The 13,979-nt window shown below is 37.4% G+C and carries 13 protein-coding genes; 3 read left to right on the top strand and 10 right to left on the bottom strand.

The window, feature by feature from the left end:
- Window positions 1–7: 7 nt before the first annotated feature.
- From lpdA to pdhA, 4 genes are read right to left on the bottom strand one after another with little or no spacing between them, the layout of a single operon-like run.
- Window positions 8–1,423 carry a dihydrolipoyl dehydrogenase gene (gene lpdA / locus BN1372_RS04810; protein ID WP_062197723.1) on the bottom strand — a complete coding sequence of 472 codons (1,416 nt, stop codon included), beginning with the start codon at window positions 1,421–1,423 and terminating at the stop codon, window positions 8–10.
- 4 nt (window positions 1,424–1,427) lie between these two features.
- Window positions 1,428–2,699 carry a dihydrolipoamide acetyltransferase family protein gene (locus BN1372_RS04805; RefSeq protein WP_062197722.1) on the bottom strand — a complete coding sequence of 424 codons (1,272 nt, stop codon included), beginning with the start codon at window positions 2,697–2,699 and terminating at the stop codon, window positions 1,428–1,430.
- 18 nt (window positions 2,700–2,717) lie between these two features.
- A complete protein-coding gene (locus tag BN1372_RS04800) occupies window positions 2,718–3,695 on the bottom strand; it encodes an alpha-ketoacid dehydrogenase subunit beta (RefSeq protein WP_062197721.1) in 978 nt (325 codons plus the stop codon).
- Between the two features lie 3 nt (window positions 3,696–3,698).
- The gene (gene pdhA, locus BN1372_RS04795) at window positions 3,699–4,787 is read right to left on the bottom strand and encodes a pyruvate dehydrogenase (acetyl-transferring) E1 component subunit alpha (protein ID WP_062197720.1); all 1,089 of its coding nucleotides are present in this window, start codon (window positions 4,785–4,787) and stop codon (window positions 3,699–3,701) included.
- A 425-nt stretch (window positions 4,788–5,212) separates the two neighbouring features.
- Between pdhA and def the strand changes: the two genes are divergently transcribed.
- On the top strand, window positions 5,213–5,764 hold the full coding sequence (gene def, locus BN1372_RS04790) for a peptide deformylase (RefSeq protein WP_187118419.1): 552 nt from the start codon (window positions 5,213–5,215) through the stop codon (window positions 5,762–5,764).
- A gap of 53 nt (window positions 5,765–5,817) precedes the next feature.
- Here def and BN1372_RS04785 read toward each other — a convergent pair whose 3' ends face one another.
- Together BN1372_RS04785 and BN1372_RS04780 are read right to left on the bottom strand one after the other, a co-directional pair.
- On the bottom strand, window positions 5,818–6,591 hold the full coding sequence (locus tag BN1372_RS04785) for a Cof-type HAD-IIB family hydrolase (RefSeq protein WP_062197718.1): 774 nt from the start codon (window positions 6,589–6,591) through the stop codon (window positions 5,818–5,820).
- Between the two features lies 1 nt (window position 6,592).
- Entirely contained in the window at window positions 6,593–7,591 is a 999-nt protein-coding gene (locus BN1372_RS04780; protein ID WP_230198802.1) for an aldo/keto reductase, read from the bottom strand.
- Between the two features lie 355 nt (window positions 7,592–7,946).
- Here BN1372_RS04780 and BN1372_RS04775 point away from each other — a divergent pair, with 355 nt between their 5' ends.
- Both BN1372_RS04775 and rnjA read left to right on the top strand, forming a co-directional pair.
- A complete protein-coding gene (locus tag BN1372_RS04775; protein ID WP_062197716.1) occupies window positions 7,947–8,156 on the top strand; it encodes a DNA-dependent RNA polymerase subunit epsilon in 210 nt (69 codons plus the stop codon).
- A gap of 3 nt (window positions 8,157–8,159) precedes the next feature.
- On the top strand, window positions 8,160–9,827 hold the full coding sequence (rnjA, locus tag BN1372_RS04770) for a ribonuclease J1 (protein WP_062197715.1): 1,668 nt from the start codon (window positions 8,160–8,162) through the stop codon (window positions 9,825–9,827).
- A gap of 149 nt (window positions 9,828–9,976) precedes the next feature.
- On the opposite strand, the gene BN1372_RS04765 is transcribed toward rnjA, so the two are convergent.
- From BN1372_RS04765 to BN1372_RS04750, 4 genes are all read right to left on the bottom strand, one after another.
- Window positions 9,977–10,651 (bottom strand): potassium channel family protein, encoded by a 675-nt coding sequence (locus BN1372_RS04765; protein WP_062197714.1) that lies wholly within the window; start codon window positions 10,649–10,651, stop codon window positions 9,977–9,979.
- Window positions 10,652–10,735: 84 nt separating this feature from the next.
- Window positions 10,736–11,731 carry a cytochrome d ubiquinol oxidase subunit II gene (locus tag BN1372_RS04760; protein ID WP_062197713.1) on the bottom strand — a complete coding sequence of 332 codons (996 nt, stop codon included), beginning with the start codon at window positions 11,729–11,731 and terminating at the stop codon, window positions 10,736–10,738.
- 257 nt (window positions 11,732–11,988) lie between these two features.
- On the bottom strand, window positions 11,989–12,540 hold the full coding sequence (locus tag BN1372_RS04755) for a peroxiredoxin (RefSeq protein WP_062197712.1): 552 nt from the start codon (window positions 12,538–12,540) through the stop codon (window positions 11,989–11,991).
- A 152-nt stretch (window positions 12,541–12,692) separates the two neighbouring features.
- Window positions 12,693–13,979, bottom strand: coding sequence for a hemolysin family protein (locus tag BN1372_RS04750; RefSeq protein WP_062197711.1), 1,287 nt, complete (start codon window positions 13,977–13,979; stop codon window positions 12,693–12,695).

Below are 13,979 nucleotides of genomic sequence, written 5' to 3'. Positions count from 1 at the left end.
AGCTTGTTTATTTGGTCAAAATATGAATCGGATTTCCTAACGCAACTTCCGCTGTTTCCATCGTCATTTCCCCTAACGTTGGATGGGCATGAATCGTTAATGCAATGTCTGCTGCGGTAACACTACACTCTACCGCTAACGATAGTTCACTAATAATATCGGAAGCGTGTCCACCTGCTACTTGTGCACCGATCACAACTCCGTCTGTTTTTCGTGTAATCAGCTTCATAAATCCGTCCGTTTCATTTAATGTTAACGCACGACCATTCGCTGCAAATGGAAATTTAGCAACTGTATAGTCTATCCCTTCTTCTTTTGCTTGTGCCTCTGTATATCCAACCGTTGCAAGTTCTGGTTCCGAGAACACCACTGCAGGAATGCCTACATAATCTACTTCACTTTTTTGACCAGAAATAGCTTCTGCTGCAATTTTCCCTTCATATGAAGCTTTATGAGCTAGCGAAGGGCCACTCACCGCATCTCCAATCGCAAACACGCGATCATTAGACGTACGGCATTGGCGATCTACTTTGATGAGGCCACGATCATCGACTTCGATATTTGCCATATCTAATCCGAGCTCATCCGTATTTGGTTTCCGTCCAACAGTCACAAGCACGTAATCCGCTTCTATCTTTTGTTCTTCTCCTTTGATTTCCGCTGTTACATATACTCCGTTTTCTGTTTCCTCTACACCTTTTGCCAGTGCTTTCGTATGAATTGTTACATTGCCTTTTTTCTTTAATCGGCGCGAAACAAGTTGACTCATTTGCTTTTCAAATCCCGGTAAAATTTGCGCGCCACCTTCTAAAATCGTTACTTCTGTTCCAAAATTAGCGTATGTTGTTCCTAATTCGATTCCGATGTAGCCACCACCAATTACGACCATCTTTTTCGGAATCTCTTCTAGCATTAAAGCACCTGTCGAATGGATGACACGTTTGGAATACGGAAAATCTCTCAGTTCAATTGGACTAGAACCAGTGGCGATGATACAATGTTCAAATCGGTACCGATTTACTTCATATCCATTCAATACACGAACTTCTTTTTCATTCACAAAAAGTGCTTGCCCTTTCAAAATTTCCACGTTATTTCCTTTTAATAATCCTTCTACCCCACCTGTCAATTGTGACACGATGTTTTGTTTCCACTGTTGTACTTTCGAAAAATCAACCGTTACATTTTCTGCTTGAATCCCCATCGCAACACCAGACGTTGCATCAACATATTTATGACTAGCTGTAATCAGCGCCTTTGATGGAATGCATCCGACATTCAAACAAACACCGCCTACATTTCCTTTATCGACAATCGCCACTTTTTGACCCAGTTGTGCTGCGCGAATTGCTGCGACATATCCACCTGGACCAGCACCGATAACGAGTGTATCTACTTCTGTTGTAAATTCTCCCACTACCATACGTTTACGCCTCCATAATTAATAATTGCGGATCGTTTAATAACCGTTTTAATTTATTTAACGCATGTTGCGCTGTTGCCCCGTCAATGACACGATGATCGAAGCTTAACGACAATGCAATAACAGGTGCTACGACAATTTCCCCATCTCGAACTACTGGCTTTTCAGAAATACGACCTAATCCTAAAATTGCTACTTCCGGATAGTTAATGACTGGTGTAAACCACTGACCACCTGCAGAACCGATATTCGTAATCGTACATGTACTTCCTTTTAATTCATCCGGCGCTATTTTTCCTTCCCGTGCTTTTTCTGCTAATTGTGCAATTTCAGATGCAATTTGATAAATGGCCTTTCTGTCAGCATCTTTCACAACAGGAACCATTAATCCTTTTTCCGTATCTGTGGCAATTCCAATATTGTAATAATGCTTATAAATGATTTCTTCATTTGCATCATCAACCGAAGCATTTAAAATTGGGAATTCACGTAACACCGCTACAAAAGCTTTTGCTACATATGCTAAGTACGTTAATTTAATTCCTTTTTCTTTTGCTTGCTCTTTAAAACGATTGCGATGTGCGACTAAATCTGCCACATCCACTTCGTCCATAATCGTTACGTGCGGTGCTGTATGTTTAGAACGAATCATTGCTTGGGAAATAACTTTCCGCACTCCACGAATTTTTTCTCTCGTTTCTAATTCACGAGCGAATGATGGAGTAGATACGCGTGCTGCTTCTTTTTGTTTCTCTACTACTTCAACCTCTTGCGTTGCTTTGATTGGTGCCTCTGCTTCTACCAAGCCACCTGTGTGGAAACAATCAATATCTTCTTTTAAAATTCGACCGTTCGCTCCACTACCAACTACTTTCGTAATGTCGATTCCTTGTTCACGCGCATACTTCCGAACAGAAGGCATCGCAATTACATATGGGGAAGGTTTCACTTCTTCTACTCGTATATTTTCTTGTGCTTGTACTGGCGTCTCTTTTTTCGCTTCTTTCGTTTCTTCTAGCACAAGCTCTTCTTCATATCCTTCCGCCTCAATGGTTACTAATACGTCCCCAACAATTGCAACGGTTCCTTCTTCTACTTTAATCTCCATTATTATCCCGTCTACAGGTGAAGGAATTTCCACAACCGCTTTATCATTTTGTACTTCTAATAAAATGTCATCTTCTTTTACTTCGTCTCCTGATTTCACGAACCATTTCACAATTTCACCTTCGTGAATTCCTTCCCCAATGTCAGGGAGTTTAAATAGAAATGCCATTAGAGTTCCTCCTTTTACTTAGAAATATAAAACAGCATGTACTTTTTCGATAATATCTTTATAATCTGGTAACCAAATATCTTCTGCTAACGCAAATGGAAAAACAGTATCCGGAGCCGTTACACGCATTACGGGAGCTTCTAAATGTAAAATCGCCCGATCATTAATTTCAGCAATGACATTTGCTGCAACTCCCGCTTGTTTTTGTGCTTCTTGTACCACGACGGCACGATTCGTTTTCTTCACAGACTCCACGATTGTATCAACATCTAACGGGCTTACAGTACGTAAGTCAATTACCTCACACTCAATACCTTCTTCTGCTAGTTTTTCTGCTGCTTTCAAAGACGAGTGAACCATTGCTCCGTATGTAACAATCGTCACGTCTTTTCCTTCTCGTTTTATATCTGCTTTTCCCAACGGAATCGTATATTCTCCTTCTGGTACTTCTCCGCGGAAAGAACGATATAATTTCATATGCTCTAAAAAGATGACTGGATCATTATCACGAATAGCAGAAATTAACAGCCCTTTTGCATCGTATGGTGTCGACGGGATTACTACTTTTACCCCTGGTGTTTGTGCAAATAATCCTTCTAAACTATCGGCATGCAATTCGGGTGTTTTCACCCCTCCGCCAAATGGGGAACGAATCGTAATTGGAGAATGATAACGTCCGCCTGAGCGATAGCGCATTCTGGCCATTTGCGAAGCGACTGCATCCATTACTTCAAATACAAAGCCAAAAAACTGAATCTCCATAACCGGACGAAATTGTTGTAACCCTAACCCAACAGCTAAACCACCAATTCCTGATTCTGCTAATGGTGTATCGAATACTCGCTCTTCACCAAATTCAGCTTGTAATCCATCTGTCGCTCGAAACACGCCTCCGTTTTTACCTACGTCTTCCCCAAAGACAAGAACATTTTCATCTCTTCTTAACTCGGTACGCATCGCGTCTGTAATCGCTTGAATCATCGTCATTTGTGCCATCGTTTAGTTCGACTCCTTTCTTTTATATTCTGCTAATTGCTCTTGTAAAGGTTGTGGTAATGTTTCAAACATATTTTCAATTAAATCAGTCACTTTTTGTTTCGGTGCTTCATCTGCTTTTTTCATCGCTTCTTTAATATTTTGTTTTGCTTGTTCTACCGTACGTTGTTCATCTTCTTCTGTCCACAGCCCTTTTTTCTCTAAATAGTTTCGAAAACGAATAAGTGGGTCTTTTACTTCCCATTCATTGTCTAATTCTTTTGTACGGTAACGTGTTGGATCGTCGCCTGCCATTGTATGCGGACCGTAACGATACGTTAACGTTTCGATAAAGGTTGGACCTTCTCCATTAATTGCCGCCTCTCGCGCTGCTTGCACAGCTGCATATACAGCTAATACGTCCATGCCATCGACTTGAATGCCACGAATCCCTGCTGCGACTGCTTTTTGCGCCAATGTTTTGGCTGCTGTTTGTTTTTCAACGGGAACAGAAATCGCAAAACGGTTATTTTGGGAAATAAAGATAGCAGGTGCTTGATACGCTCCAGCAAAGTTTAGTCCTTCATAAAAATCCCCTTGACTCGTTGCTCCGTCTCCAAAATACGTTAAAGAAACATTCCTTTTCCCACGTTTTTTCAATCCTAAAGCTACTCCCGCATTTTGGGTACATTGCGCAGCAATAATGATTTGTGGCATTAAAACGTTTACGCCTTCATCTATTTGCCCACCTTCTAAATGACCGCGAGAATATAAGAATGCTTTATATAATGGAAGACCATGCCAAACCATTTGCGGAATATCACGATAAGAAGGTAACACCCAATCTTCTTTTTCTAATGCGAATTCCGATCCAATCATCGAAGCTTCTTGTCCTGCAACCGGTGCATAAAAGCCTAATCGACCTTGGCGATTTAATGAAATCGCTCGTTGATCCCAAACTCGTGTATACACCATCCGTCTCATCAGTTCTTTTAATTGTTCATCTGTTATATTAGGAAGAAACGCTTCGTTTTGAACTTCTCCATGTTCGTTCAATAATTGAAATGTTTTCACTTCATTTGCGTCAAATTGTTGTAACAATTCCTTTACCATCGTAATCATTCCTTTCTTTTTTTGTTTATCTATCGAGCAAAAAAACATCAAACTGTATTAGTTTGTTTTTATTTTTTAATAGTACAACTAGTTGTTAAATTGAGTTTACTATAAAAAAAATAATCGGTCAATTGAATTTCACTATGTTTTAATGCATTTTTCTCTACTTTATATTTTTTATCAACGATTCTGTATTAACACAAATTAAACACCTGTATTAATCTGTTTCATTTATTTTTCGCTTCTTAATTCCTTACCCATTATCAAAAATAGTATTCCTTTTTCTTCGAAACAAATACATTCCCTAATTCCTGTTATCCGTTTAATTGTTTCTGTCTCCAACAACAAGACGCAATGATCGAAAAAGTTAATTATTCGCAAAAATTATGATAAAATATAGCATAGTTAAAGGAGGTTTGATGAGTTTGATTACAATGAAAGATGTTATTCGTGAAGATCATCCCGTTCTACGTCAAGTTGCCGAGCCGTTTCATTTACCATTAACGGATGAAGATAAAGCATTAGCGAAAAAAATGATGGAGTTTTTAGAAGCAAGCCAAGACCCTGAATTATGTAAAAAATATGATTTACGTCCTGGCATTGGTCTTGCAGCACCGCAAATTGCTGTTTCGAAACAGCTCATTGCCGTATTAGTAGAAGATGAAAAAGGTCGAGAATACCGTCATACTTTATTTAATCCCAAAATTGTGAGTCACTCTGTGGAACAAACATATTTAGCTGGTGGCGAAGGTTGTTTAAGTGTCGACCGTGAAGTTCCTGGATACGTACCGCGTTATGCACGCATTACAGTGACTGGGATTAACGAAAAAAATGAACCTGTAAAACTTCGCTTAAAAGGACTTCCTGCGATTGTTTTTCAACATGAAATTGATCATTTAAATGGTATTTTATTTTTTGATCACATTAATAAAAAAGATCCTTTTCAAGCAATTGAAAACGCCGTACCTATTTCGTAATAATCTTTTCTATGAAAGAAACCCAAGAATCACATGCGATTCTTGGGTTTCTTTTAAATTAAAGCTAACTTTTTTAGCCCTTTATAAATACCATCGTTTTCGGGTGTATCGGTAATAAAATCTGCGTGGCACTTCGTTTCTTCTTTACCGTTTTCCATCGCAACTGCTACCCCGACCGTTTTCATCATTTCAATATCATTTAACCCGTCCCCAAAAGCATACACATCTTTCAAATTGATTTGAAGTTGATCAAGTAGGCGCACAATCCCTTTTGCCTTTGATTGTCCTTTTGGTAACACATCGATCGAATATTCGTGCCAACGAATAAAATCAAATTTAGGAAATGTTTGTTCATACATCCGTTGCGCTTCTTGTTCACAACAAACGAGTGCCTGATAAACAACATTTTCTTGGTGAAAATTTGCAATGTGTGGCGGATGCGGCATTTTTAACGATGCAATACTTTCTTCAACAAACGGATGATACGAACAATTCGCTACCATTTTTTTCTCATCTAAAAAGACCATCGGATGTTGACGCTCATTGGAAAATTGCTCTAACTTATCGAGTTCCGATTGATGCAACGGATTTTCATAAATGATCTCACCTTTATACACGACATATTGACCGTTCACACTAATAAATGTATCAATCTTCAATTCCTCTCGAATCGATTGAAACATAAATGGCGCTCTTCCGGTTGCTATTGCCACATCAATATCTTTTTCATGAAGGGCAAAAATAGCTTCCTTCGCCGAAGAAGGAAGTTGTTTATTCCGATCTAACAGTGTCCCATCAATATCAAAAAGTACTAATTTTTTTGCCATACTATCCCTCTTTAATGAGTGAATCAATTTGTTGCACGTGTTCATTTGCTAACTCCCATTCACTCGCCTTTACGTTTTCTTGTAACTGCTCTACTGTTTTTGCACCACAAATAACAGTTGATACTCCTTGTTTTTTTAATAACCAATTAATTGCTACCTGACTTACTGGACGATTGTATTCTTTTGCAATTTCTTTTAATTGCCCTACAAGCGCAACATTACGTGGTAAGTTTTCCAGTTGAAATAATGGATTCATTGCGCGAACATCTTTTTCATCGATTTGGTGTGATGCATCAAATTTACCTGTTAATAAGCCTTGAGCAAGTGGACTGTATGGAATAAATCCCATCTCCTGCTCGTTGACAAATGGTAACTCTTCTTTTTCTACTTTTCGTTCTAAAATATTATAAAGCGATTGTAACGAAACAATTGGTGCTAATTTTAATGATTGTTCTATTAAATCTTTCGAAAAATTGGATACACCAACATACCGAGCCTTCCCAGATTCTAAAATAAGATTTAATGCTTCCATCGTTTCTTCAATAGGCGTTTCTGGGTCTGGCCAATGCACTTGATATAAGTCGACGTAATCCGTTTGGAGACGGCGTAAACTTTCATCGATTTCACGTAAAATACTTTCTTTTCCATTATGCTTACGCATCTTTCCATTATTGTCCCATACTAATCCACATTTTGTCGCTATGTAAATTTGATCTCGGTACGGTTTCAAAGCTTCTCCTACTACACGCTCCGACTCTCCACGTCCATAAATCGGTGCTGTATCAAAAAAGTTCACCCCATATTCTACAGCTTGCACGAACGTTTTTTTTACTTCTTCTTTTTGTACATTTCCCCAGCCGCGTCCGCCAGCAGCCCATGTACCAAAACCGATAATGGATGCTTCAATATTACTTGTTCCCAATCGTCTTTTTTCCATATGATTTATTCTCCTTTTATTTTTCTTTGTATCAAACGTATCGATTTTTCTATCAACTGTCAATTATTCACCTTCCTCATAATATTTCATCTCTAACACATACTAACGGGTAAAGGAGGGATTTTTCTATGAGTAATCGCGTATTAAAACGATTAAAAAAGAAATGGCGCGAACTCCTTTTATCGTACCCTTTTTTATCCCCCATGAATGAGTAATGGACACATTGCATGATAAGGGTGGATAAAGGGGAAAAGTGTCTTTTTTCGTTGTCTTATTTCTTCCTTTTTTAAAATGATACAAAGCCATCTTTTCAAAAGATGGTTTTGTTTTCCTTATCTTTAATAAAAAAAACATGAAATATAATAGGAAATTATATATAATGGTACGAAGAGACATATTGTTTAAAGGAGAGATACGTATGATTTTTAAAGTTTTATATCAAGAAAACCCTGAAGAAGTTGCGTTACGCGAACATACAAAAGCTTTATACGTAGAAGCGGATACTGTGCGGGATGTACGTCAAAAATTAAAAGGCCGGAACATTTTAATTGAATTTATTCAACCGTTAACAGGTAAATTTCTAGAATTTGAACAACAAAATGAAATTTTTAAATTGGAGAATGTATAAATTATGAAATTTTTAAAAAGTCATCAAACCGCTGTTTTTGCACTTGGCGGCTTAGGCGAAATTGGCAAAAACACTTATGTCGTACAATTCCAGGATGAAATTATCGTCATCGATGCAGGAATCAAATTTCCTGAAGATGAGTTATTAGGAATCGATTACGTAATTCCTGACTATACGTATTTAGTTCGCAACCGTGATAAAGTAAAAGGGGTTTTTATTACGCACGGACATGAAGACCATATCGGAGGAGTCCCCTACTTACTTCGCGAGTTAAACGTTCCGATTTACGGAGGAAAATTGGCAGTAGGATTAATGAAAAACAAATTAGAAGAACACGGGCTACTTCGTAGAACAAAAATGAATATTATTGAAGAAGACGATGTTATTTCGTTTAATCATATGTCCGTCCGTTTTTTCCGAACTACACATAGTATTCCTGATTCGTTCGGTATTGTTATCCAAACACCTTCAGGAAATATCGTCCATACTGGGGACTTTAAATTTGATTTTACACCAGTTGGAGAACCTGCCAACTTAACAAAAATGGCGGAGATTGGGAAAGAAGGTGTCCTTTGCTTATTGTCAGATAGCACAAATAGTGAAGTACCTCATTTCACGATGTCTGAACGTAAAGTCGGGGAAAGCATTGAAGAAATTTTCCGTAAAGTGGAAGGTCGGATTATTTTTGCAACATTTGCTTCGAATATCCATCGTCTCCAACAAGTAGTAGAAGCAGCGGTAGAAGACAATCGAAAAATAGCCGTTTTCGGGCGTAGTATGGAATCTGCCATCACAATTGGGCAAGAATTAGGCTATATCAATGCTCCGAAAAATACGTTTGTTGAAGCACAACAAATCAACCGCTTACCTGCGGACGAAGTAGTTATTTTATGTACTGGTTCTCAAGGGGAGCCGATGGCAGCACTTAGTCGGATTGCTAACGGTACGCATCGCCAAATTCAAATTAATCCTGGCGATACAGTAGTCTTTTCTTCTTCCCCAATTCCAGGAAATACCATTAGCGTAAATAAAATTATTAACAAATTATATCGTGCTGGTGCAGACGTTATTCACGGAAAATTAAGCAACATTCACACATCCGGGCATGGTGGACAAGAAGAACAAAAATTAATGCTTCGACTCATTAAACCGAAATACTTTATGCCGATTCACGGCGAATATCGCATGTTAAACGCTCACGCTCAACTCGGTCAAGATTGTGGCATTCCACCAGAAAATTGTTTTATCGTGGACAATGGAGATGTATTAGCGGTAAGTGAGAATGAAGCACAAGTAGTTGGAAGAGTCCCTTCAGGAGCTGTTTTTGTAGACGGTAGCGGAATTGGAGATATCGGAAACATCGTATTACGCGACCGTAAAATTTTATCCGAAGAAGGATTAGTAATCGTCGTTGTTAGCATCAATATGAAAGAATTTAAAATTGAAGCGGGACCTGACATCATTTCACGTGGTTTCGTCTATATGCGCGAATCAGAACAGTTAATCAACGAAGGACAAGCGTTAATTACCAAACATTTAAACAAAGTAATGGAACGCAAAACAACACAATGGTCTGAAATCAAAAATGAAATCACCGACACACTTGGCCCATTTTTATTCGAACGAACAAAACGCCGCCCAATGATCCTACCAATCATCATGGAAATATAAAAAGCGGAGAGCGGCTCGATTAGCGCCAGAGTAATAAGGCGCTCAAAAGGAAATGGTAGTTGACTTACTCTATCACTAGTCTGTAGCCTCTTGCCGTTTGATTCATCCAAAAAACCACTGAAATCAAGAAAATGATTTCAGTGGTTTTTTTATGTTTCTTCCAACATTAATTGTTTTTCTAGCTTTTTAATATTAGCAACAGACCCAATAACGATTAAAATATCTCCTTGATGAATACGTTGTTCTGCTAATGGAGAAACAACGACATCGTTCCCCCGTTTAATGGCTACAATATTAATTCCGTACTTTGCACGAATATCCAAATCAATAAGTGTTTGGTTATTCATTTGCTGGCTCGCAATAACTTCTACAATACTGTACTCATCTGATAGTTCGATATAATCTAAAATACTGTTGGAAACGGCATAATGAGCAATCCGTTTTCCCATATCCCGCTCTGGATGCACGATATGGTCCGCTCCAATTTTTTCTAATACCTTTTGGTGATAATCATTTTGGGCTTTTGCTGTTACTTGTTTCACGCCTAATTCTTTTAATAGTAACGTGATTAAAATACTGGCTTGTAAATCATCTCCGATAGCAACAATGACGTGATCAAAGTTTCGAATCCCTAGACTTTTTAATACATTTTCATCCGTGGCATCTGCTACAACTGCATGCGTCACAATATTGGCATATTCATTAATTTTATCTTCATCTGTATCGATTGCTAATACTTCCATTCCTTCATTTGCTAACGCTTCACATATACTACTACCAAATCGACCTAAACCAATCACGGCAAACTCTTTTTTCTTCGCCAATTGCTACACGCCCTTTATCTTTTTTTCCATGATATTATCTTAACAAAAACTATCTTGAGACTAAAGTGGTTATTTCTGTTTCGTTCATCGATTTTGCTTTTTAAAGACATAACGAATCAGCAAATATACGGATGGAATAAATAAAAAGACAATAATTCCAAGCGCAATCCATGTTATTTCCGCTGGTACTGCGACATTTTTATTCGTGTAAATCGTCATGTGAGGGTATAATAAATACGGTAAATGCGTCCGTCCGTATCCGAAAAAGGCAAAGAAAAACTGCCCCATTACAGAAAGAAATGCCCAACCATAGTACTTTCTTGATAACAATAACGTAATTGCGATAGAAAAAAAGAGAAAAGACATAATAAACATCCAGGCACTACTAATCATTTTTTCGAAATGAAAAGGGTTATGACGTTGCAAGGAAAAGAAGACAAATAAACTGGCAAAAATAGTTGGAATCCCCCAAAACAACGCATACTTCCGAACTTCTTGTAAGGAACGTTCATCGTTCGATTTTGATGCATAATACGTTAAATAAGTAGCACTAATAAACAAAACCGATACGACTGCTAATACGATAACCGATAAGGCGTACATATTCGTAAAAAAGCTTACCCATTGAATGTTTAAATGATGTCCCTCCTTTATAAGAAACCCACCTTCTGAAATCGTTAAAGCAAGCGACAATAACACAGGAATCAAAATCCCAGATACGCCGTAAAGGAACGTAAAAACAGGCGTATATGTTTTTGTTTGACCAGTCGTATAAAAAATACCCCGATACAAGATTAATAATAATGCTATTCCTCCGGGTATTAATAACACACGACTATAATGATACGTCGCTAACGGAAATAAAAACACCATCCCTAAAAGAAAAATACTAAAAAAGATATTGGATAATTCCCATATAGGAGAAAGATGTGCGCGTATTTGCCGAATAACTGCGGAATTTTGATGTGTCGTATACCCATAATACAAATACATCCCCGCACCAAAATCAATAGACGCTACAATCAAATATCCATATAAACTAAGCCATAATAATGCCACTAAAAAAACTTCAAAATCCAAATTACCATCCCCTTATGGGTTATCATACTCTTGAAATTATAGTATATATTTTAGCTTTTTTCTAAAAAAAAGTTTATTTTTTCGATGGAATTTCCATTCTGCCTTTTCTACTTTTCACCATAAATAGAGAGTACATATTCTATTTTATCAAAAAGCAAGCAACTAACCATAAAAAGTATGACATTCATCGCACAAAAAAGAACTCTCCTCATTAAGAAAAGAGTTCTTGTCTTTTATTCATTCGTTACAATACTCATTTACTTTGGTTGTAGCAAAGCTTCACCAGGATTCCAGTTTACCGGACACAATCCACCTGATTGAAGTGCTTCTAACACGCGAAGTGTTTCGTCTACATTTCGTCCAATGTTGTTATGGTGGACGACAGAATATTGAAGTTCTCCTTCTGGATTAATAATGAATAACCCACGAAGTGCAAGTCCTTCTTCTTCGATTAAAATACCATATTTCCGTGCAACTACTTGGGTGTGATCTGCTGCTAAAGGAAATGCCAAGTCTCCAATCCCACCTTCCGATACAGGTGTGTTAATCCACGCTTTATGTGTATGTACAGTATCTGTTGATGCACCGATTACGACTGCATTTAACTGTTCAAATTTTTCAATTTTATCGTTATATCCAACAATTTCCGTGGGACAAACAAAAGTAAAATCGGCAGGATAAAAAAATAACACTGTCCATTTTCCAGCTTTCATGTTTTCTTTCAAACTTACTTTACCAAACATTTTATTTGGTAACACCGCTTGCATTTCAAAAGTCGGTGCTTGTTTCCCTACCATACGTTCTGCCATTTGAATACCCTCCTACATTGTATATAAATGTGTGTAATAAAAATATTAAATGAAAAAAGCGCAGGATTTACCGATGGATTCGTGTTTATGATGAATCAATAGAAAAAATCCTCACCATAATATATCTTACCCTTTTGTATAAAAAGTATGCTTTATTCAGCTTGTTTGACAACTTTTATTTTTTTCACAGTATGTCCGTCCATTTCCACTACTTGAAATTCATATCCTTCAACAAGGAGAGAGCTCCCAACACCAAGATTAATGTCTTCTGTTAACATCCAACCGCCAATCGTATCAATTTCATCTGATTCAATGTTAATACGTAACACTTTATTGACATCTTGAATTAAAACTTTCCCATTTAAGACGAGTTCATTTGGTTTAATCCGACGAATCATCGGTTGTTCATCGATATCGAACTCATCACGAATTTCTCCAACAATTTCTTCAATGATGTCTTCTACAGTTACAAGCCCTGCAGTTCCGCCATATTCATCTACTAACACTGCCATATGAATCCGTTCTTTTTGCATTTGAACGAGCAAATCATGGATATGAATCGATTCAAAAACAACGATAATCGGATGAATATAGTCATCTAATGAACCTTGAAAATCAAGATTTTCTTCTTGTAAAAAATGTTTTAAATGAATCACACCGACAATATGGTCTTTATCTTCTTCCATAACAGGATATCGAGAGTATCGTTCTTTTTTCATCACTTCTAAAGCTTCTTCGACGTTGACAGAGTGGTCAATACAAACCATTTCCGTTCTTGGTACCATTACTTCTTTTGCAGTCCGATTGTCAAATTCAAAAATTTTATTCACAAATTGATATTCCGATTGATTAATTTCCCCGCCAAGATAACTTTGAGAAAGCAAATGACGTAATTCTTCTTCAGACAATGCTTGTTCCTCTTCTTGACGTTTAAATCCAAGTAAACGAGTAAACATCCATGCCGATTGGTTTAATAACCAAATAAATGGATACATCATCTTATTAAAAATAATCAGAGGCGTCGAAATTTTAAACACAATTTGTTCCGCTCGTTGAATAGCAATTGTTTTTGGTGCTAATTCCCCGAGTACGACGTTGAAAAATGTAATAATAGAAAATGCAATAATAAACGCTAACGTACTCATCACATGTTCGTTTAAGGAAAATGGATGTAGCATTTTCCGAATGTAAAATTCAACGGTTGGTTGTCCAAGCCACCCTAGTCCAAGTGAAGTCATCGTAATTCCTAGTTGAGTAGCAGATAAATAGCTATCTAAATGATCCACGATTTTTTGGACCGATATTGCTTTTTTGTTCCCTTCTCTTACTAATTGTTCAATTCTTGATTTCCGAACTTTTACAATAGAAAACTCAGCAGCAACAAAAAATGCAGTAATGGCAATTAATAAAATAATAATGATTAACTTAAAAACTTCCAC

It is taken from the genome of Massilibacterium senegalense (assembly GCF_001375675.1).
In the GTDB taxonomy this organism is placed as follows: domain Bacteria; phylum Bacillota; class Bacilli; order Bacillales; family Massilibacteriaceae; genus Massilibacterium; species Massilibacterium senegalense.
This window is presented reverse-complemented; position numbering and strand designations above follow the sequence as displayed.